22 protein-coding genes are annotated in these 21,412 nt (G+C 37.0%); 12 read left to right on the forward strand and 10 right to left on the reverse strand.

What is annotated here, in order from left to right; all coding sequences use genetic code 11:
* The first annotated feature begins 292 nt into the window (after positions 1-292).
* Positions 293-1,828: an FAD-dependent oxidoreductase gene (locus JKA74_RS00570; RefSeq protein WP_201429204.1), complete on the forward strand. Its 1,536-nt coding sequence runs from the start codon at positions 293-295 to the stop codon at positions 1,826-1,828.
* A 19-nt stretch (positions 1,829-1,847) separates the two neighbouring features.
* Here JKA74_RS00570 and JKA74_RS00575 read toward each other — a convergent pair whose 3' ends face one another.
* A complete protein-coding gene (locus JKA74_RS00575) occupies positions 1,848-2,342 on the reverse strand; it encodes a hypothetical protein (RefSeq protein WP_201429205.1) in 495 nt (164 codons plus the stop codon).
* Between the two features lie 181 nt (positions 2,343-2,523).
* Between JKA74_RS00575 and JKA74_RS00580 the strand changes: the two genes are divergently transcribed.
* Both JKA74_RS00580 and JKA74_RS00585 read left to right on the forward strand, forming a co-directional pair.
* A complete protein-coding gene (locus tag JKA74_RS00580) occupies positions 2,524-3,636 on the forward strand; it encodes a ferredoxin--NADP reductase (RefSeq protein WP_201429206.1) in 1,113 nt (370 codons plus the stop codon).
* A gap of 84 nt (positions 3,637-3,720) precedes the next feature.
* Positions 3,721-5,430 carry a M3 family oligoendopeptidase gene (locus JKA74_RS00585; protein ID WP_201429207.1) on the forward strand — a complete coding sequence of 570 codons (1,710 nt, stop codon included), beginning with the start codon at positions 3,721-3,723 and terminating at the stop codon, positions 5,428-5,430.
* 451 nt (positions 5,431-5,881) lie between these two features.
* On the opposite strand, the gene JKA74_RS00590 is transcribed toward JKA74_RS00585, so the two are convergent.
* Positions 5,882-7,900: a tetratricopeptide repeat-containing sensor histidine kinase gene (locus JKA74_RS00590; RefSeq protein ID WP_201429208.1), complete on the reverse strand. Its 2,019-nt coding sequence runs from the start codon at positions 7,898-7,900 to the stop codon at positions 5,882-5,884.
* A 279-nt stretch (positions 7,901-8,179) separates the two neighbouring features.
* Positions 8,180-10,267, reverse strand: a complete 2,088-nt coding sequence (locus tag JKA74_RS00595; RefSeq protein WP_201429209.1) for an alpha-ketoacid dehydrogenase subunit alpha/beta — start codon at positions 10,265-10,267, stop codon at positions 8,180-8,182.
* Positions 10,268-10,373: 106 nt separating this feature from the next.
* Here JKA74_RS00595 and hemF point away from each other — a divergent pair, with 106 nt between their 5' ends.
* Both hemF and JKA74_RS00605 read left to right on the forward strand, forming a co-directional pair.
* Positions 10,374-11,288: an oxygen-dependent coproporphyrinogen oxidase gene (gene hemF, locus JKA74_RS00600; RefSeq protein ID WP_201429210.1), complete on the forward strand. Its 915-nt coding sequence runs from the start codon at positions 10,374-10,376 to the stop codon at positions 11,286-11,288.
* 5 nt (positions 11,289-11,293) lie between these two features.
* Positions 11,294-11,869, forward strand: a complete 576-nt coding sequence (locus tag JKA74_RS00605; protein ID WP_201429211.1) for a phosphatase PAP2 family protein — start codon at positions 11,294-11,296, stop codon at positions 11,867-11,869.
* Here the strand turns inward: JKA74_RS00605 and JKA74_RS00610 are convergent.
* From JKA74_RS00610 to JKA74_RS00625, 4 genes are all read right to left on the reverse strand, one after another.
* A complete protein-coding gene (locus tag JKA74_RS00610; RefSeq protein ID WP_201429212.1) occupies positions 11,843-12,541 on the reverse strand; it encodes a LytR/AlgR family response regulator transcription factor in 699 nt (232 codons plus the stop codon). The two genes, JKA74_RS00605 and JKA74_RS00610, sit on opposite strands and share 27 nt — an antisense overlap.
* A gap of 15 nt (positions 12,542-12,556) precedes the next feature.
* Positions 12,557-13,141 (reverse strand): riboflavin synthase, encoded by a 585-nt coding sequence (locus JKA74_RS00615; RefSeq protein ID WP_201429213.1) that lies wholly within the window; start codon positions 13,139-13,141, stop codon positions 12,557-12,559.
* 165 nt (positions 13,142-13,306) lie between these two features.
* Positions 13,307-14,113: a sulfite exporter TauE/SafE family protein gene (locus JKA74_RS00620; protein ID WP_201429214.1), complete on the reverse strand. Its 807-nt coding sequence runs from the start codon at positions 14,111-14,113 to the stop codon at positions 13,307-13,309.
* 78 nt (positions 14,114-14,191) lie between these two features.
* Entirely contained in the window at positions 14,192-14,980 is a 789-nt protein-coding gene (locus JKA74_RS00625) for a S24 family peptidase (protein WP_201429215.1), read from the reverse strand.
* Between the two features lie 179 nt (positions 14,981-15,159).
* On the opposite strand from JKA74_RS00625, the gene JKA74_RS00630 reads away from it, so the two are divergent.
* Complete coding sequence (locus JKA74_RS00630) at positions 15,160-15,369, forward strand: hypothetical protein (protein ID WP_201429216.1); 210 nt, start codon at positions 15,160-15,162, stop codon at positions 15,367-15,369.
* 79 nt (positions 15,370-15,448) lie between these two features.
* Here the strand turns inward: JKA74_RS00630 and yjjX are convergent, their stop codons facing one another.
* The 3 genes from yjjX to JKA74_RS00645 form a co-directional block, all read right to left on the reverse strand.
* Positions 15,449-15,994, reverse strand: coding sequence for an inosine/xanthosine triphosphatase (gene yjjX / locus JKA74_RS00635; protein WP_201429217.1), 546 nt, complete (start codon positions 15,992-15,994; stop codon positions 15,449-15,451).
* An 11-nt stretch (positions 15,995-16,005) separates the two neighbouring features.
* Complete coding sequence (locus JKA74_RS00640) at positions 16,006-16,362, reverse strand: MmcQ/YjbR family DNA-binding protein (RefSeq protein ID WP_201429218.1); 357 nt, start codon at positions 16,360-16,362, stop codon at positions 16,006-16,008.
* 63 nt (positions 16,363-16,425) lie between these two features.
* Complete coding sequence (locus JKA74_RS00645) at positions 16,426-16,821, reverse strand: VOC family protein (protein WP_201429219.1); 396 nt, start codon at positions 16,819-16,821, stop codon at positions 16,426-16,428.
* A 569-nt stretch (positions 16,822-17,390) separates the two neighbouring features.
* Here JKA74_RS00645 and JKA74_RS00650 point away from each other — a divergent pair.
* The 6 genes from JKA74_RS00650 to JKA74_RS00675 all read left to right on the forward strand — a co-directional run bounded on the left by JKA74_RS00650 (position 17,391) and on the right by JKA74_RS00675 (position 21,356).
* Positions 17,391-17,777, forward strand: coding sequence for a VOC family protein (locus tag JKA74_RS00650; RefSeq protein ID WP_201429220.1), 387 nt, complete (start codon positions 17,391-17,393; stop codon positions 17,775-17,777).
* A 65-nt stretch (positions 17,778-17,842) separates the two neighbouring features.
* Positions 17,843-18,007 carry a hypothetical protein gene (locus tag JKA74_RS00655; protein WP_201429221.1) on the forward strand — a complete coding sequence of 55 codons (165 nt, stop codon included), beginning with the start codon at positions 17,843-17,845 and terminating at the stop codon, positions 18,005-18,007.
* 170 nt (positions 18,008-18,177) lie between these two features.
* Positions 18,178-18,783, forward strand: coding sequence for a hypothetical protein (locus JKA74_RS00660; RefSeq protein WP_201429222.1), 606 nt, complete (start codon positions 18,178-18,180; stop codon positions 18,781-18,783).
* Positions 18,784-18,895: 112 nt separating this feature from the next.
* Entirely contained in the window at positions 18,896-19,657 is a 762-nt protein-coding gene (locus tag JKA74_RS00665; RefSeq protein ID WP_201429223.1) for an NADase-type glycan-binding domain-containing protein, read from the forward strand.
* Between the two features lie 152 nt (positions 19,658-19,809).
* Complete coding sequence (locus JKA74_RS00670) at positions 19,810-20,100, forward strand: helix-turn-helix domain-containing protein (RefSeq protein WP_201429224.1); 291 nt, start codon at positions 19,810-19,812, stop codon at positions 20,098-20,100.
* Between the two features lie 482 nt (positions 20,101-20,582).
* The gene (locus tag JKA74_RS00675; protein WP_201429225.1) at positions 20,583-21,356 is read left to right on the forward strand and encodes a hypothetical protein; all 774 of its coding nucleotides are present in this window, start codon (positions 20,583-20,585) and stop codon (positions 21,354-21,356) included.
* The last annotated feature ends 56 nt before the right edge of the window (positions 21,357-21,412 follow it).

Consider the following 21,412-nt stretch of genomic DNA (forward strand, 5'->3'; position numbering starts at 1 on the left):
AAAACTCTAAAAAGAGGAAAGCCGATAACTAATAAGAGTTATCGGCTTTTTTTATGAACTTTTGTATATTCTTTCATCGCCACCTATTCTATTTTCGTATAAATAAACATGCGTTTTATTCATCTCTGATTTACTCTGATTGAACTTTAATTAAATAGAGCCTATTGGACAATTGCACGAGAATCATTTGTAACTACTTTAAAATAAGCCCCCCGATAGCTATCGGGGAAATGACGAACAAGTGTGATTTATTTTTAGAATCCATATAAAAAATCAACGAAAATCAATTGATATGGCAACCAAACATTTTTCTTCACAAGCTGTATGGAGTCCCCATGCTGATAGTTTATACTTTCCTCAATTATCTGAGGATATTCAGGCAGATGTAGCAATAGTGGGGGCTGGAATAACAGGTATCACCACTGCCTACCATCTGGCGAAAGAAGGACAAAGAGTGGTTGTAATAGAATCAATGAAAGTGGGCATGGGGACTACCGGCTCATCAACAGGTAATTTATATGCCCCTATTGATGAGCAACTTTTTACTATAGCCTCCAAACATGATGAAAGTACTTTGAAAGAAGTGGTTAGCTCAAGGCAGTCTGCCATTGATTTTATAGAAAGACGTGTACACGAATTCAATATTGATTGTGAATTTGAAAGAGTTCCCTTTTATCTTTTTACCACGCCCGGCACCCAATCCGAAAGCTCCAAAATAAAAAATGAACAGGAAGCTGCTAAGATTGCAGGTTTGAAAATAAGTACTGATGCACCGGAAAATTTCCCTTTTAAGTTAGATGAAATAATTGAAATAGCAGATCAGGCACAGTTTAACCCTTTGCAATATGTGCGAAAATTTGCATCGGCCATTAAAAGTGATAATTGTCAAATTTTCGAGGATACAAAAGTGACCAATGTGAAGGATGGAAGGCCATGTATTGTAAAAACTGAATACGCTACTGTAAAGGCAAATAAGGTAATTATGGCTACACATTCTCCCAAAGGTATATATGCAGTTCATACAGCTATGGAGCCTATGCGGGAACATGCACTGGCCGTGAAATTAAATAGTAAATTACCGGCTCCCGGAATCTATTGGCATATGTTCAAGGATCAACATTATTCTATACGTCCTTACAAGCGTGGTAAAGAGGAATTTTTGCTTGTTTTAGGAGAGCCATACAAGGTGGGGCATGAAAACAATACTGAGGATAGTTTCATGAAAGTTGAAGAATATCTGAGAGACAATTTTGATGTAGCTAAGATAGAATATAGTTGGGCTGCACAAAATTATAAACCGGCAGATGCCCTGCCTTATATAGGCAGAAGTCCTATGGAGGAAAATATTTTTATTGCTACAGGTTTTGCAGCCGATGGATTGATTTATGGTACCATGGCGGGCAAAATTTTCAGCGATGCCATCTTGGGAATGAAAAACCAATGGTCAAAACTCTACAGCCCTACTCGTTTCACCCCTGTTGCCTCGGCCGCTAAATTTATGAAAGCCAATGCAGATGTGAGTTTTCAGCTGATGAAGGATTATTTGTTTTATGGAGATGCAGATGAGCTTAAGGAAGTTCGGGCAGGAGAGGGGAAAACTATTAAGCTCAACAATGAAAGATTGGCCGTATACCGTGATACAGAGGAAAAGCTACATATTGTTTCAGGCATTTGTCCGCATATGGGTTGTGTGGTGCATTGGAACAATGGAGAAAAAAGCTGGGATTGCCCATGCCACGGAAGCAGGTTTTCTACGGATGGAGAAGTGTTGGAGGGACCAGCTTATCGTGGATTGGCAAAACCGGAAAAATTACCTGAGACAAAGTGATGAGGCTTTATCATTCCCTTTACAGGAAAACGTGTGCTTGATGGGTAGATGTTGATTTATCTGGTTTCAACAGATGCTTTGGTAATGTAACTCTTTCAATTAATTCATTTTCCAACAAATCTGCCCAGGCCAACATATAACTAACAACATCTTCCTTTTTGTTATGCGATAAATTTTGTCCCTTAAGGCCCATGAAACGCCTGACTTCTTTGTTCTTCAACCTTTCCAACTCTACCATATCCTTACGCTCCAGCCCTGCTTCCATCATTGAAGAAATGATTAAATCCATTGGCATTTCACTGCTACTGCAATAAGCCTGGACCTGATCAGTCCAGTCGCCAGACTTTCTCATGGCATATTCATGAATTTCCCTTTTGGAAAAAGTGGTGAGTTCCTGTGCCAGATGACCACAGTTACAGCTTCCCATATGGCCCCACTGGTATTCAGTACCGTTTTTAATTGTTTCTGCTGATTTTCTAATTGCGCGGATTAACTTAAAACTTGCTTTTGCCATCTTTGAAATATTTTTATTATAACCTTTTTGAACTAAAGAAAGTTTTTCATTAAATAGACTCTTTCAAATATCATTGAAAGCAAATTGACATAAGGTAGGCGAAATTGCATAAACCTTCTTATTTTTGTGATAACTTTTCAATTAAGACTTAGTTAATTACATCAACAATAGAATAAAAATTATGGCATTTAATTTTTTTAAAAAGAAAGATAAATCAACAGAACCTACCCAGAAAAAGGATCGGTACAAGCAGTTAACTGTACGTGAAGTAATTCGTGAAGCAAAAGACGCTATAGTGATTGTGTTTGAGCAGCCGGATTGGGATTTTAAATATACGGCTGGCCAGTTCCTTACGCTTATTACCGATATTGAAGGTGAGAGTGTAAGACGTGCCTACTCTTTATGTACCTCTCCTTTAGTGGATAAATATCCTGCTGTGGCGGTAAAAAGAGTAGAAAATGGTAGAATGTCCAATCACCTGAATGATCATTTAAAAGCGGGTGATACTATGAAAGTGCTGGAACCGATGGGTAATTTCACTACTGAAGTGGATGCTAAAAAGAAAAGGCATTTGATTATGTTTGCCGGTGGGAGTGGGATTACTCCAATGATGGGGATTTCCAAAAGTATCCTGCATGCTGAACCGGAAAGTATTATCTCTCTCATTTATGCCAATAGAAACCTGGAATCTATAATTTTCAAGAAATCTTTTGATGAGCTGGAAGATAAATATGAGGGGAGAATGCATGTGATCCATATTTTGGATGATGCTCCTTTGAACTGGCAAGGGGAATCAGGTTTGTTGAATGAGGAGATGTTGCGAAAAATACTTGATAGAATTCCTAATTGGGGAATTGATAGCACGCAATATTTAATGTGTGGGCCTGAGGGAATGATGAAGAACGTGGAAAGCTATCTTGATACTTTCGGTATTGATAAAGCCAATATTTTCAAAGAAAGTTTTGTACAGGGTACAATTGATAAGGCGGAAAAAGGAACTGCCGGAAAAGAACAGGGACAGGATTATGAAGTAACTGTTTTGTTTGATGGTGAAGAGTATAAATTTGAAGTGCCAAAAGATAAAACCATATTAGAAACTGCACTGGATTTAGACATTGATTTACCATTTTCTTGTCAGAGCGGACTATGCACTGCTTGTAGAGGGAAATTACTTTCCGGAAGTGTACATATGGACGAAGATGAAGGGCTTTCTGATGCTGAAAAAGAAGAAGGTTATATTTTAAACTGTGTAGGACATCCTACATCCCCCGATGTGAAAATTAAAATCGGATAACTTTAATGAAAGAATTGTGTAAGAAAGAAGGGGCATTCGCCTCTTTTTTTATGATACTGAAAATATAATAACTACTAAATATTAATGGAATTAACAGCAAAGCAAAGAACTTTCCTTCCTGAGGATTTTAAAGTAGAGGATTGGGAGAGCCTGAAACCATATTTCGAAAAATTATTAAATACTGAAATCAGCTCGGAGGAAGAACTCAGGAAATGGTTTCACCAAATGAGCGAATTGGAATCAGTAGTTTCCGAGGACATGGCTTGGCGCTATATTAAAATGACCTGTGATACCACTGATCAAACGCTATCGGATGCTTTTGAATATTTTGTGAGGGAAATTCAACCACATATTGCTCCGTTTTCCGACAAGTTGAACAAAAAGGCATTAGCTTCTCCATATATAGATGCTTTAAGAAAGCAGGAAGGATTTGATATTATGATCCGCGAAATGGAAAAAGATGTCAAAATATTCAGGGAGGAAAACATTCCACTGGATACTGAAATACAAAGCTTATCCCAAAAGTTTGGTGCAATATCGGGCACCATGTCTGTGGAGCATGAGGGACAGGAACTTACTCTGCAACAAGCGGCAGTAAAGTTACAATCTACCGATAGGAAATTAAGAGAGCAAATCTACCATAAAATTGCTTCCAGAAGGTTGGAGGATAAAGATAAACTGGATGAATTATTTAATCAGCTGATCAAATTACGCACAGAGGTAGCGCAAAATGCCGGCTTTAAGAATTTCAGGGATTATATGTTCACAGCCATGGGAAGATTTGATTACGATCCTACTGATTGTTTTGAATTTCACCATTCTGTCAAGTCAGAAGTAGTACCATTGCTTAATGATATAGCAAAGGAAAGAAAGGAAAAGCTTCAATTGGAAGCACTCAGGCCATGGGATAAAGCAGTGGATATTTCCGGCTTGGAAGCATTAACCCCTTTTGAGGGCGCTAAAGATTTAACAGATAAGACAATTGAATGCTTCTCAAAATTAGATCCGTTTTTGGGTGATTGCCTTAAGAAAATGGATGAAATAGGGCATTTGGATTTGGAATCCCGCAGGGGAAAGTCACCGGGTGGGTATAATTACCCGCTGTCGGAAACAGGTGTTCCTTTCATATTTATGAATGCCACATCTACTTTAAGGGATATGGTTACCTTACTGCACGAAGGTGGTCATGCTGTGCATTCCTTTCTTATGAATGATCTGGAACTTAATGACTTTAGAAATACGCCTTCTGAAGTAGCTGAGTTAGCTTCCATGAGCATGGAACTAATTACTATGGACCATTGGAATATCTTTTTTGAGAATGAAGCTGACCTGAAACGTGCTAAGAAGGAGCATTTGGAGCAAATAATTGAGACTTTGCCCTGGGTAGCAACTATAGATAAATTCCAACACTGGATTTACGAAAATCCTGAACATACGGTAGAGGAAAGAACGGAAAACTGGAACAAGATATTCGATGACTTTTCTGATACTATTACTGATTGGAGTGGACTTGAATTGAATAAAAGTAAAATGTGGCAGAAACAACTGCACCTTTATGAAGTGCCTTTTTATTATATAGAATATGGAATGGCACAATTAGGAGCCATTGCGGTGTGGAGAAACTTTAAGCAAGACCCTAAGTCAGGTCTGCAATCATATATGAATGCCTTGAAATTGGGTTACACTCATTCAATTCCTGAGATATATGAAGCAGCTAACATTAAGTTTGATTTCAGTATTGATAACATCAGGACTTTGATGCAGTTTGTAAAAGGGGAGTTGGAAAAGATTTAACTTACAGCAAGGAACCTATCCGCTTTCATTTCGGTAGGTTCCTTGATTATTCCGGGAACTCTTGATAAATACTATCATATCAGAAAATCAAATAAAATCCCGACTTACCGGGACAAGTTTTGCTCGGAGAGAGCGGGAGGGGAGGACAAAACAGCGGGCCAGCGTTGGGATAAGCGTAGAAGCATTGTTTTGTCTTGAATTTTTGTTTCTTTTTGTTCAAGCAAAAAGAAAGTGAAATAAAATTTGGAAATGAAATGTTAGAAACTCATTGTAACGCCCCGCTTTTTGATGAAAAGCCTAATTTTTGAAGTTTTAACTATTAAAATGCTTTTATAAAGGGCTTTATAAAGTCCATAGAGATGAATTTTATTTCAACATCAATTTTCATGAGAGGCCTAGGTAAAATTTACTTTTCATGAGGATTCTATTCCATTCAGGAGTTGTTGAAAATTTAAGCAGCAAGGTCAAACTTCACGAAAAAGCTTGCTCCGTTTCCTGCTTCACTTTCACACCAGATTTGCCCTTTCATAGCTTCTACAAATTTCTTCACTATTGATAATCCGAGCCCTGTTGAGGTTTCATCAGCTGTAGGGGAAGCACTTAATTTTTGGTATTTCCGGAACAGTTTCTTCTTATCGTCTTCACTTAAGCCAGGCCCTTCATCTCTTATTTCACAAAGAGCACTCGTTTCATTGAGATGGATATTAATGAAAATATTTTTTCCAGGAGGGGAAAATTTGATAGCATTGGAAAGCAGGTTTTCAATTACCTGATCAATATAACTTTTATCAACATTCACCATTGCATTGTCAGCGATGGAGGAATGTAATGTAATTTGTTTTCGCTGGGATTCAATCTCAAACCGACTTACTACATTTTGCACCACTTCAGAAAAATTCATCTTCTCTAGCTCCATGTTAAGTTTACGGGATTCAATTGCCTCTATATCCAGAATTTTGTCAATCATATCCGTAAGACGAGTGGTGCTGAGCTTAATCATTTCAATATACTCTGTGGCTTTTTCCTCCTGGGAAATTGATGAAACAATACTTATCAATCCTTTGATGTTGTTGAGTGGACTCTTAAGGTCGTGAGCTACAATACTGATCAGATTGTTTTTTTCAATGTTTAAAATGTTCAATTCTTTATTTTTGCGAACAATTTCATCCTTTTGATTACTAATTTTTAAATTTTTTATAGTCAAATTCCTTCCCAATCGCTTCTGCATTCTATAGTACCAGTAAAGAACTAAGGCAATGACAAGGATAAGAATGGCAATGGCTACAAAAAAATTGGCCTGAAGTGACTTACGCTGAAGTTGTATGTCTTTGATGGCTAATTGTTTTAAATTTTCTTCTTCCTTGAGCTTCAAATGAATTCCTGCAATACTTCTGATTGAGTTCTCATCAAACTGTTTTTCTCGCAAGCCTGTATATAAGGACTGAAAGTATAAGGCACTGTCATACTGGTTTTGTTGTATGTAAAGGTTTTTATACAGTTTGAAATTCTCAATCAGACGTTCTTGTGATTGTACTTTCTTCGCCATACTCTGGCTAATGTTAATGTAATAAAAAGCAGAATCGAGCTGAGAGTTAGCAGCGTGCATTTTACTTAAGTAGTAATAGACTTCAGAAACACCTCTTAAGTCGCCTATTTTATTACGAATGGAAAGCGCTGAAGCAAATTGTTTTCTTGAAAGATCTGTTAGTCCCTGGTTGTAATATGATTGACCGAGGCCACTATAAGCCGTAGCCTGCCAATTCTTATTGTCAAAGGTTCTGGATATTTCTATCGACTTTTTAAAATGTTTCTCAGCTTCTGAAAAATCACCCTGCTGTAGATACGTTTGTCCTAAATTGTTAATAGAATATATTCTTATATTATTGTCTTTGATATCTTCAGAAAGAACCAATGCTTCGCTAAAATATTTTTTGGCAGTGGTAAAGTCTTTTAAATTTAAGTAAACTAATCCAATATTGTTGAGTGTATTGCCCAATGCGTAATCTTGTTGTAGAGTACGCTTTATTTGTATAGCCCTGAGGAAATTTTCAAGCGCTTCTGAATAACTCCCTAGATTATAATAAGCATAGCCAATATTATTTAAAGTTTTTGCAATGAGCTGTACGTCATTAATTTTAGTGGCCAGTTTAAGTGCCTCCTTACTGTATAATATACTTAAATCGTATTCGCCCAGATAAACTTCAACACCTCCCATTAAACGTAATGATATAGATTGAAGACGAGGGTCTTTCAATGAAGCAGAAAGACTCATCGCTTTTTTAGCATATTGCTTGGCTTCATTAGGGGAATTCAGCCAAAGGTCAAGAATAAGTGCATGAAGTATTTCAACCCTTTCCGCATCCTTTGAATTGGGAAGTAAAGACTGAAGACTGTCAACTTTTGAATTCTGGCAGAAGCCCGGGCTGACACCCCATAAAAACAATAACATGAAGTATATCAATCTTTCCATTTGTTTAACCCAGCTTTAATTCTCTTAATGTAACTAAAAAAATAACTCCCATAAGGATAAAATCGAGCAGGAAGGTACATTGGAAGCTGTATAGCTAATTAAGCCGGATTAAACTTATTAGTTCAAGCCTGCATAAAGGACTAAAAACGTAGTTAACCCTTTTTTCTAATCTACAATAGTCTGGAATGATCCTGAAATGTTAGGGAGGTAATGCGAATGGTCTGTCTATCAGGTAAAGTAAAGGGAAGAGCTACCTCCCTTTACTTAATGATCGTTGCTTTAGTAATTCAAAAGTTTTCCAATTTCATTTCCTACTTTTTCCGCATTCGGTAACATGGCTTTTTCCCAAAGTACATTTAAACCGATTGCCGGTAAATTGAGTGCTCCATAGGCAGTTACCGGAGCATCTAGTTTTTGAAAACAATGTTGGTTTAGCCTGCCGGCAAGGGATTCGGCAAAAGAATTCAATAAAGGTTCTTCAGTAAGCACTAATGCCTTACCATGTTTTTCTACTCGCTCTTTCACGGTTTCCCAATCCAATGGGTTCAGGGTGCGAAGATCAACAACTTCAACCTGTCCCTTGTATTGTTTGGAAGCTTCTTTTGCCCAATAAACTCCCATTCCATAGGTGATAATTACCATGGATTCACCGGAATCTATTTTGGCAATTTCTGCCTCCTGAGTAATCAATGCTTTTCCTAAAGGAATAATGTATTCTGAATCGGGTTCCCAGGTTTTGGCTTCATCCGTTCCCGGCACTTTAGACCAATACAAACCTTTGTGCTCCAGGAATACCACAGGGTTAGGATCCAGAAAAGCTGCTTTCATTAAACCTTTCATATCAGCTGCATTGGAAGGGTAAACCACTTTGATCCCTCTAATTGTCAGTAAGGTTGATTCTATACTTCCGGAGTGATAGGGGCCACCGCCACCATAAGCACCTATTGGCACACGAATTAATGATTGTATAGGAAATTGTCCATTGGATAGGTAGCAAGATTTTGATAATTCTTCTACTAACTGATTCATTCCGGGCCAGATATAATCTGCAAATTGAATTTCCACAATTGGTTTGGCACCTACAGCAGACATACCGGCTGTACTGCCTACAATATAAGCTTCCTGGATAGGTGTGTTAAATACACGGCCATCCCCATATTTTTTAGCAAGATTGGCTGCTTCCCTAAAAACACCACCAAGCGTACCGCCCACATCTTGTCCGTAGAACAAAGCTTCAGGGTATTCCTGCATAATATCATCTACAGCATGCAGTGCAGCATCCACCATCACTACTTTTTCGGCTCCTTTTGGCTTTCTTTCCCCTTTTTCTTCTGTAACAGTTGTGGGGGCAAATTCATGTTTTTCAACATCAGCAGGATCAGGATCTTCAGCCTGCAAAGCTTTTTCGTAGGCATTGTTGGCAATTTCCACTGCTTCTTTTTCCAAACCGGTCAAAGCAGATTCTTCTATCCCGATGTCTAATAAATATTGATGAAATTTAGGTATAGGATCACCAATTGCATGCAATTCCAGGTCATCCTCTGTCCTGTACCATTCTTTCCTTACTCCGGAAGTATGATGTCCCAGGAGTGGGCAATTGGCATGAAGCAGCACAGGTCCTTTTCTGTTTCGTACATGAGTGATTGCCTGTTCTACTTTTTGGTAGGAGTCAACGAAATCAGTGCCATTGGCTCTGATCCTTTTGAGTCCTTTAAAGCCCCCGGCAAACTCATAGGCATCCATGGCGCGCATTTCCTTTCCAGTGGCAGAAATTCCCCAGTCGTTATCCTGAATGAGGTAGATGATAGGTAGATTCTTTAAGACAGCCATTTGAAAGGCTTCAGATACTTCACCTTCTGTTACTGAGCCATCTCCTAATGAACAGATAACAACAGGTTTTTCTCCATCAGTACCCAAACCATGGGCTTCTTTGAATTTTAATCCATGAGCCATACCTGTGGCAGGAATAGCCTGCATACCAGTAGCAGAACTTTGATGTGGAATGATGGGAAAGCCCTCTCTTTTAAGTGAGGGATGGTTGTAATAGGTTCTGCCCCCGGAAAACGGATCATCTTTTTTGGCCATTAACTGAAGCATGAGTTCATACGGTTCCAGGCCTAGTCCCAATAAAAAAGATTCATCCCTGTAGTACAGGGCAGCATAATCAATAGGCTTTAATTGAAGGGCAGTGGCTAACTGAATAGCCTCATGCCCACGAGATGTGCTGTGAACATATTTAGAGCAGATAGCTTTGTTTTCATCATAGATTTCAGCCATTCTTTTGGCTGTAAACATTAAACGATATGCCTTTAATAAAATCCTTTCTGCTATTTTTTCCTGACTTTTATTGCTGGTTTTCGTACTCATTCTTTTTTTTATTTTCTACCTTCGTTGCACCCAAAAATAGTTATTTTTAGGCGAAGGATAAGGGAATAATTTACATATTTGATGAGCATAAAATTTCAAAGGATCAATGGCGCTTACTAAAGAAACAATAAGTAAATGGTTTGAGTCACTTCAGGCAAATATTTGTAAGGAGATAGAACTGGAGGATGAAAAAGGTAAGTTTACAATAGATGTTTGGAGCCATGCGTCCGGAGGAGGAGGCAGGTCCAATGTGATGCTGAACGGTAAAGTATTAGAGAAGGCAGGTGTGAATTTTTCAGCGGTAGAAGGAGATGCTCCTGAAGCACTGCTAAAAACTCTTGAGGTTGATAGATCTTCTGCTGATCCATTGAAGTTTTTTGCAACAGGGGTTTCTATTGTAATGCATCCCAAAAGTCCGATGGTGCCAATTATTCATATGAATGTTCGCTATTTTGAACTAAGCAATGGCACTTATTGGTTTGGGGGAGGAATTGACCTCACTCCACATATTATTGATAAAGAACAAGCGAGCTATTTTCATCAGCAATTAAAAAGCGTATGTGATGCACATGATGCTTCCTACTATCCTAAATTTAAAGAATGGGCCGATAATTATTTCTTTTTACCTCACAGAAATGAAACCCGAGGTGTTGGAGGAATATTTTTTGACAGGCTGTCTGAAACTGATACCAGGAGTAAAGAAGATATTTTTGATTTTGTTAAAGCTGTGGGGGAGGTATTTGCTCCTACCTATACTCATCTCATGCATATTAATAAAAATAAAGATTTTAAGGAACTACATACTAAATGGCAGCAACTCAGGAGAGGACGTTATGTAGAGTTTAATTTGGTTTGGGACAGAGGCACTAAGTTTGGACTGCAAACAGGGGGGAGAACGGAATCTATTTTAATGAGTATGCCGCCTTTAGCCCGTTGGGATTATGACTATCAATTGACGGAATCTTTTGAAAAAGAAACCTCCGATTATTTAAAAAAAGGAATTAACTGGATAAAGCACTAGGTAATATGTTAGATAAATTGATTGAATGGGATCAGCAATTGTTTTTATGGTTGAATAGCCTGCATGTTGATTGGCTGGATCCTGTAATGCTGTCTATAACGGGCAGGAATATCTGGTTCCCATTATATGCTTTAATAATATTTATTATAGTTCGGCAACTTAAATGGCGCAGCGTGTATTTATTACTTGGCTTTGCTTTGCTGATTACATTGGCAGATCAATCTGCTTCAGGCTTTTTTAAACCCTTTTTCGAAAGGTTAAGACCTTGCCACGAACCGGCTTTGCAGGATATGATCCACATGATAAAAGGATGTGGAGGCAAGTACGGTTTTGCCTCCAGTCATGCTTCCAATACCTTTGCCCTGGCTATATTCCTTTGGTTAGTGTATAGAAATATGTATGCGAAAATCATGATAGTGTGGGCCATCGTAGTTTCCTATTCCAGAATATATGCCGGGGTTCATTATCCGGGCGATATAATTATGGGAGCTATTCTGGGATGGATCTCCGCACTAATTGTTTATCATTTGTATAAGAGGTTCTTCCCTACTGATCTAGAGAAAATTCATCGTTTTGTATAACACATCTTTATAGGAAGCCCCAATTGGGATGGATTTCACTTTAATGTGAACACTCAAATCCTCAATGAAATCTATTTTCTCCAGGTTCACAATAAAAGAGCGGTGTACCCTGACAAATCTGTGATCAGGTAATTTCTTCTCAACGCCTTTCATGGTGTGATGCACAATGTATTTTTTGGCTTCTGTATTAATTACAACATAATCTGCCAAAGCCTCTACAAATAAAATATCTGTAAGTCTTAAATGGATGATCTTTCCATCACTCTTAATAAATATATGTTCTATGAGGTTTTTCTTCTTGCGGAAGGCCTCAATATTTATTCTGGCTTTGTTGATTGCCTGGCTAAACCTGTCATACTCGAATGGCTTTATCAAATAATCCGTTACTTTCTGATCGAAAGCATCAACGGCATAGCTATCATTGGCTGTTACTAAAATTACCTCGTAACCATTATTCAGCCTGGCCACCAATTCAATACCTGACATTTCGGGCATTTGAACGTCCAGAAAAATAATGTCAACTTCGTGTTCTTCTAACAGGTCTATTGCTTTTGGAGCGCTATCTGCTTCAACCACAAGCTTTAAACCTGATGTCTCTTTTATCTGTTTGCTGATGTATTGTCTGAAAATCGGATCATCATCCACCACCATGCAATTTAATTCTCCGGCCATAATAAAGGTCAATTATTAGTTTCTGCTGATAAGTTTATGTACATATTTCCCAATTATATCGAATTCTAAGTTCACTTCATCATATTTTTCGATTTTTTTAAAGTTTGTATGCATAAATGTGTATGGAATGATGGCAACACTGAAACGATCATCCGTAACATTGAAGCAAGTAAGGCTTACCCCATTAATACAAATTGATCCTTTCTCTACCAAAACATTTTCCTTGCTGTCATATTCGAAATCGAATAACCAGCTGCCCCCGGTTTCTTCCACTTTCAGGCATTTGGCTTTCGCATCTACATGGCCCTGCACAATATGACCATCAAGACGGCCATTCATAATCATACAACGCTCCAGGTTTACATCATCTCCTTCCTTTAAACTTCCTAAGTTGGACTTCTGTAAAGTTTCATTGATGGCCACTACAGTATGCGCATCAGGATGTAATTCAGTCACGGTAAGGCAAACACCATTATGGGAAATACTTTGGTCAATTTTTAATTCATTGGAAATATCACTTTTGATAGTGAAGATAATATTTCCCCTATCTTTCTGAATGGATTTTACTTTCCCTAATGTTTCAATAATGCCTGTAAACATTCCGTAATATTACGTAATTGATGATGAACTTAAAAACTGAAAGGCCGGGAAATAGTTATTATCTACAGAATAAAATTTTACTCTTCGAAGAATTGAATTGTTCCGCCCACTTGATTTTAGGGGGTAAATTCTTGCCAAAAAAGGACTGAAGATGGGCAATGAAGCTTATATGAATAATTCTTTGTATATAACGAAGGATCCCATTACCAATACAAACCAGCCAAAAGCTTTTTTTAAGCGTGCTCCATCTATAAGGGTTGAGAGAAAAGTTCCTATGAAAATACCCATTCCAGCCACTGTTGAGAATATGAGCAGGAACTGCCAGTCTATCAATCCGCCAGCCTGGATATCGCCAATAAAACCCAGTAAAGATTTTGCAGCAATAATTAAGAGAGAAGTCCCTACGGCCATTTTCATTGGTAGTTTGGCAAATACTACCAGTGCAGGAATAATTAGGAAACCACCGCCTGCGCCCACCAGGCCTGTTAAAACACCCACAATTATACCTTCTACAAGAATAAGTGGATAATTAAAACGAGGTGAAACATTTGCTTTTTCTTCTACTTCTTTTAGTTTTTGCTTTCGTATCATTGAATAAGAAGCCAGAATCATTAAAATAGCGAAAATCAGCATAATACCAATTGATTTGGTAATTTCCAGGGTATTTATCTCGAACCAAATCTCCGGCAAAGCAGGGATTAAAAGAAGTCTTGTTAAATAGACTGCTGTGAATGCCGGTATGGCAAAAACAATACCTGTTTTATAGCTTACCAATCCTTTTCTAGCATAGCTGACGCCTCCTATCAGTGAGCTGAAGCCAACTATAAAGAGAGAATAGGCAGTAGCCATTACGGGGTCGATTCCTAAAATATAGACAAGTACCGGAACAGTAAGAATAGAACCACCACCTCCAATGAGTCCTAAAGAGATTCCAATAATTGCTGCTCCTACAAATCCTAAAATTTCTGCCATTGACCTTTATAATTAAATTTTACACAAAAGTAGGGAAAGGGATGGAATTGAAAAGTAACAATTGTTACTACTCTAACTTTAAAATTCCTTATGGCCTTTTAAGCTTCTAATGGATTCTTCAAGTTCATTAATACGGTTCCAGATGCTATGTTGTGTGCCGAAATCTGAACTCAAATACATTTTAGCATGCCAGAGTTCCAAGATATCAGTTGTTGGGATGTTGATGTTTGGGTAATCCTGTTTGGTGGAGTTGTCTGATCTGGCAACTAGAATACCGGATTGTTCAATTTTATTAAAAATTCTTTTAATAATGATTCCGTAAGTTTTGGTAACAATCACATATACATGATCATTGGATACGTTCTCAAATTTTTCAACCCATTCAGCAAACACTGTATCTCCGTGGGTGAGGGTGGGTGCCATGCTATTGCCTTCTACTTCAAACGCCCGGAAAACACCATTTTTTAATTTGGCGATTTGAGAAATAGTTAATTTACTGATGTAATCTGGATTTCCATTGTTTCTAATATAATCCGTTCTAGCTTCAATGGGGACCATTGCAATGTTGCCAGCCTTACTGGATGCATACGTATCTGTAGGTTCGTTCATTTGACGAGACTCCGGAGGTGAGTCCGGGCTGTTGTAAGTGTTGCCCGTGATCAGCCATCTTAAATCTAAAATTTCAAACTTGTTTGAGATATCATGAATGATGTCGAAACTTGGTTTGGCACTAGGGGATCTTTTGAGCCTATAAAGCTTTTCTGCACTACTGTAACCGAGGAATTCAGCAAATTCATTGATATTTTTAAATCCCTGACTATCAGAGAATACCATTAATCTTTCAAAGAAGTTTGAATTTTCTTTCATATTCTTTTGCTTGAATACAAACTAGTTTGTATATTTGAGTTTATGGATTGAAATATTGAACAAAGATAAAATAAATTAAGCTTAATAGTGGAAAAACACTGAGTCTGTTGTGTAAAGGGGGCCTCTACGCTTAATTGTTCAGCTACAGAATCCAATGATGAATAATTAGAAGAGTAATCATGGGCCAAAAAAAGAACAAACATGTATGGGCAGAGAACTGGATTAATGGCATGCATTTAGCTATTCAAAATAACGATAAGCACCTTATCCAATCTTTGCTTAAGGAAAATAAAAAAGAGGGAATCAATTGGACTGATGATGTATCACCAGCTTTAGCTAAGGAATATATTAGGATAAGAGAAATGGCCAACAGTATACTTCAAAGTTGAAATATAATTGCCGTCTTTTGAGGGTTTTCTGATTCACTAATTTTTGTAAGTAATGAAATGTCTTTAGGGGAATCTTTTACTACCCCTGATCCAACTTATATAAATCTGCATTTTTGAAAGGTATTAAAGCCATGATTACTGCATGGGTATAATAGCTTGTTCTGTCGATGATGTTTCCGGTCAATATTCCTACAGCACCATTTTTCTGTTTGGAATTGGTATGCCCGAAAACTAGGTCATCCGCCTCTCCCAATTCTTTTCCTTCATTAATTAGTGCTACAACTGCTTGAGGGAGATATAAAGTGCCTGTCTTTGCCTTGCCGTACATTTCTTCGGATTGAATCACAACCCAGGCAAAAGCTTCCATTTCGTTTTCAATTTTGTCTATGCCTCCTTCTATCCCCACCCAGAAGTGGGCATCATGAACTTGCTTTTTTGCATTAACCGATCTGTTAAAAGCACCTCTTTTGGTTTCCTGATTATCCCTTGGTTGATCACGTACTCCGGAAGGAACTGAGATGCCTACAAACTCAAAATGCTCTGAGGGAAACATTTTTTCAAAACCATTTTTAACAGCATTTATTTTAACCGGGTTTTTTGAGGCAATGATTACTTTTTTATTCATGGGGAAACTGCTTAGCTTTTAATTTCTTCACGATCTTTTTTGGGGAGTTTAGCTAACACTAAATTATATGAAAGGTCAATCCATTCATGAAGAATGTGGTCAGGAATTGAACCATCCATTATAACTTTACACCAATGTTTTTTACTGAAATAGGAGGGGTCTTTCATAGCGGGGTATTGAGCCCTTAGTTCTTCAATAGTATTTGGGTCACATTTGAGACTAATACTGGCAAATGTATTGATATTGGTAGCGCTAAACATTTTATTTTTCACCTTAAATACCAAAGTATCCGGTAGTTTTGAAAAAGGAATAGATTCAGTTGTCCCCGGCTTGGCCAGGCAATAAGTTCTAAAATCTTCAATATTCATTTTTTGAGCATTTAGCAATTTTAAGATTTCTTAAGTTGCTCTTATCACATACGGGTTTTACCTCTATTCTGCCTTAATTGGGGTACATATTTCAATCAGGAAGCCATTCATGTCCCTTACATAACCTACAGTTTGTCCCCAGGGTTTCTCTTTTAAACTTTCATATTCATGAGCGCCTGCATTTATAGCTTTTTGAAAATCGACCTCAATATTTTCAGTGGTGAATACCAATTCCACTCCAAATGGTTTTGATGACTTACTGCTTTTTTCAAACCCATTCCGGAAATTAGATTCTCCTAATGCGGTGGAGGCAAAAGCAATAGTTGTTTCGCCCGAAATTAATTCTCCATAGTCTTTTTCAGGGATGATGAATTTTCGTTGGAAGCCAAAGGCTTTTTCGTAGAATTCGATGGTTTTGACAACATCTTCCACATATAATATAGTATAGGCAAATTTCATTTGTATAAGTTTATATTCAACGGTCACTCCAAATTAAGGGGAATATCTATGCTCTTTTCATGATCTTCTTTTTGCACTCAAAGGCCTTAAAAACTACCAGTTTTGGAGGTTTGAATGTAATGATTTTAGCCAAGCTTCACAAATCCTCAGCGGTTCGGAAACTGTATTCTTACGGGGGAAATAAGACCACTACAATTCAATTGAAAAGTATTTATGGTTTGGGGCAAATGGACAAGGAAATGCTTTAAAACCCTCAAGCCATATTCATAAAACGTTGTGCATGCTGTAGTCTCATTACACTTACATTCAAATTTGCCGCAAACACCCCTAACAAATGTCGTTTGTACCCTCCGGCAGTATGCTGTTTTCTTATTAATTTTGAGCATCAAAATGAATTTCATGGTCGCTAGACCTGCAATTCAACCAATATAGCTAATGTCGTTAAGTTAAGCTTTAAACTAAAACCTCAACCTTTTATCCTTCTCCAAAGGGAGAAGGAAGTTTGTCTTAACTTAACGACATTGCCAAATAGTATGGGTAATAAAAGGTATTAATGAAAGTTAAAAATTATGAGGACTAAGAAAATATGGGCAAACCTGGGTGTAGAGGATTTAGAACGCACTACTAAATTCTATACCGAATTAGGATTTAAATCTAACGGAGCATCTGAAGAACTAACAAGCTTCTTTGTTGGTGAGGATGAATTTGTGATTCATTTCTTTTTGAAAGAGATACTCCAATCCAGTATGAAAGGAGAAATAGCAGACCTGAAATATGGAAATGAAATTCTGTTCACCCTTTCAGCTGGCAGTAAAGAGGAGGTTGACCAATTGGAGAATGAGGTGAAGAATGCAGGCGGAACAATTGTTTCCGAGGCAGAGGAATTTGGGAAAGGCTATTATGGTTTTGTTTTTGCCGACCCGGATGGTCATAAGTTCAATGTGTTTTATATGTAGGTCTTATCTAAAGTGGACAAAAAAGAATTAATTTGTAATAATTCATCACACAATAGTTAGCAATAATGGCTTTTAACGACCCACATACCTCCAATAAGAAAGGCGAAAACACGCCAAAATCAGGTGATCCACGCACTAATTTTGAGTATCATGGATATTACTTAAATATCTGGCTTGGTGCTTTGGTGAGGTATTTGATCAACTGTGGAACAAGGGACGCTCCGCAATAGCATTTATGAATGCATAGGTTTCGAATTAATAACACTTCAAAAACCCACCACCTTTGTAAATTAAAATATATGTATCTTTGAATAGTTAGGAGAGGCAGTGGTTTCCTCTATTGGGATGCCTTTGGCATAGTCCCCTCATCATAGTCTAAGCGTTAGAAGGAAAAAGAATAATGAAGAAATTTCAACTATTAATTCCAATAATTCTCTTTTTTACAATAGAAGGATTTTCACAAATTAAGCAGAGTCAAAATGGATTTGAAATATTAAAGGAAGACGAATGGCTTGAATATAGGGACATGATGAATATCCTGAAAAAACAGAATAGAATAAATAAATCAGATGCAGCTATTCTCAAACAAACGAGCAGTAACAGTTTTGTTGCCTTTGAACAAACCACGGATTCTGTTGTAAATGAACATGGGAAAATTAGTGAAGAAAATATTCAACTTGCCTTTAGAATTTCAGCTTTAGATAACCCTTATTTAATACTCATAACCTCATATTTAGGTTTTTGTCATTCATTCAAATATGACCTATCAGAAGCTACGCTTAGCAGAATATTAAACAAAAATAATGTTATTCTGTCGGCTGCAGAGGTGATAAAATTCGATAAATTTGAAGGTTCTTTTTTAAGGTTTTACACAGACTCTCCTTTTTATGAAAAAGGAGATTGGAGAAAGTATTTCATACTTGATTTAAAAAATCAAACTTTTGCTCATAAAGAAAACTGTAGAATTATTAAGAACAAGCAGGATTGTAAGGTTTTTGGAGAGTAGGGAGAGTATTAAGAAGTATAATTAGGCAGCCCTAACACCAAAAAATCACAACGGCTGGTAAGCGTTGAAAAATATTCAAAACCTTGATCCACATTATATTAACAATTAAAAAATGAAAATATTAACCACTATAATATTAGTAGCAGCCAGCTTCAATCTTAGTGCACAAGAAATATTATCTCTTGAACCGACAAATATTTATGATTTGGATTTTGGCCCGCAGGCGCAAAAGGAATGGCAAATTAGAGATCAGGCATTAAAGGCAATCAGCAGTGGAGAATTGAAGTGGGATGATATGACTGAAGAACAAGAAAAATATGTCCTAAAATATGGAGAAATTTATAGAGACATGTGGGATATATTAGGTGATGGTTGCAGTTGGTACTGTGGTGGTGGTGTTAAAGATATTAAATCCTCTAGCTCTTTAGAACCATCAGGAAATATCACTTATAAAGGACAAAATGCCCATGACTTTAGCTATGAAACTGCCTGGGTTGAAGGAGTCCCTGGACATGGGATTGGTGAGTATCTAGAGTATTCTTTTTCAGCGACATCACCAAGAATAACGGAAGTGATTATTATCAATGGTTATGTGAAAAGTAAGGCTGTATGGCAAGCTAATTCAAGAGTAAAAAAACTTCAACTATATTATAACAACAAGCCTTATGCTATTTTGAACCTGGAAGATAAAGTGGCTGAGCAAACTTTTAAGTTAGACCAGGCTTTTGGTTATGCAAACCGAACTGATATGGAGGTTTTAAAATTGGAAAAAGACTGGAGTTTGAGATTTGAAATTCTTGAAGTATATGAAGGTGCTAAATATTCTGATACGGTTATTTCTGAAATTTACTTTAATGGGATTGATGTTCATTAAGGTGCGGTAAATTTGCAGAATACTTGAAGAGCTTTAAAAGTATTTGCTAGAACATGCTGAGGTGCAGATCGGTGAACCATTCCCATTAAAACTGACTGCTGAAATTTTGACTTTAGTAACTTAAAAATTACATTTGAATTGATAGGAAAGTCATGAACACGAAAAGTTGGAAAGATATAAAGGATGATGTGTACGGGAAAAAAGGCACATCACGAAGGGATGAACTTGAAAGGGACTTTGGGTCATTCAAGATAGGGCTATTGCTGAAGAAGGCCAGGGAAGAGAAGCATTTGACCCAAGAGCAACTGGCTACGCTTGTTGATAAAAAGAGGACTTATATTTCACGGGTGGAGAATAATGGAAGTAATTTAACATTAAAAACCCTATTTGACATTGTGGAAAAAGGGCTTGGGGGAAAGGTTACAATTTCGATTGATGTCTGAAGAGAGATAGGCACCTCAACTATATCCATTATCCAAAGGAGTGGTGGTTGGTTAAAATTAAATAAATGAAATCAGTAATTTTTATAATTCTTACCCTTATAAAAGCAGCAACCATAATTTATTTTGTAGCTCGAATCTTGAGGAATCTATTTAAAAGGGACGATCCAACATTTAAGAGAACTGTTTTTGTTCAGTTTTTGAGCATGTTTGGTATATTAATTGGCGTCACTATTCTCGAATTTGGAATCGCATTTTTAATTCCTTCAGATGACTAAAACAAATGAAATTGTAGGAGTGGAGATTAAAAAATCACATTAGGTTAGCCATTCACCTTTATTCAACCAAACTTATGCTTGAAAATTTTTGATAGAATAGTTCACGGAAGAGATACAAGCACGTTCGAATAGTTTTTAGCGAGTATAGGAAAAAAAGATAAGGGATAATAACAACATTATGTCACTTATAAAAATGTTGAAAGTAATATGAAAAAGCTAAATTTACCTGACCTCAACTTAGAGATCATCAGACAGGAAATGGAGAGAACTATCAGGAAACATATGAAAAATTTGGATAGCTATAACCAGTCAGACCATCAAAAGCAATTAGAAATATGTCAACTAGGTAAAATCCTTGTGACTTATTTCCCGAAATATTCAATTGAAGAAGTTAGAGAAAGACCTGATTTTATAATATCAGATGGGATAAAAAGAATTGGCATTGAGCACCAAACTGTTTTAGATGTGAAAACAAAAAAGAAACAAGGATTTTATGAAAATATATTTAACATTGCTGAAAGGGATTTACAAGGCGATAGCTTATTACCGAATTTTTTGGCAAATTGTTATTTGAAAAATAACCTTTCATTTAAAAGTTCTGATAAAACAGCATTGATTCAGCTTGTCAAAGAAATTGTTACTGAATTTATACTAAGCGACAACTTTTTGGAAAACCCTTTAATTAGAAGAATAAGAAAAATGCCACATTCTCAGAAAAGTCTAAGCGTTAATTTTGGTGGATATTGGGTAAAGAGTCTAGATTCGGAGACTCTCAGAGATTTCATTGTTAAGAAGGAAGGTAAAGTTGAATCTTATAGAAAAAACACTGGATTAGAACAATGGCTACTTCTAGTTACTGGTGGAACAGCAGAATACTCGTTTGATATTAAAAAACCAGTCGGAAATTTAGATTTTAAGAGCAGCTTTGATAAAATATTCTTAATGGCTGACTTTGATAATGAATTATACGAATTAAAATAGATAATAATAGCAACATTGGCTACTATCAAGCGGTTTACTGAAAAGTGAAGTTGTCA

Origin of the sequence: Marivirga aurantiaca (assembly GCF_016679925.1) — a bacterium.
In the GTDB taxonomy this organism is placed as follows: Bacteria; Bacteroidota; Bacteroidia; order Cytophagales; family Cyclobacteriaceae; genus Marivirga; species Marivirga aurantiaca.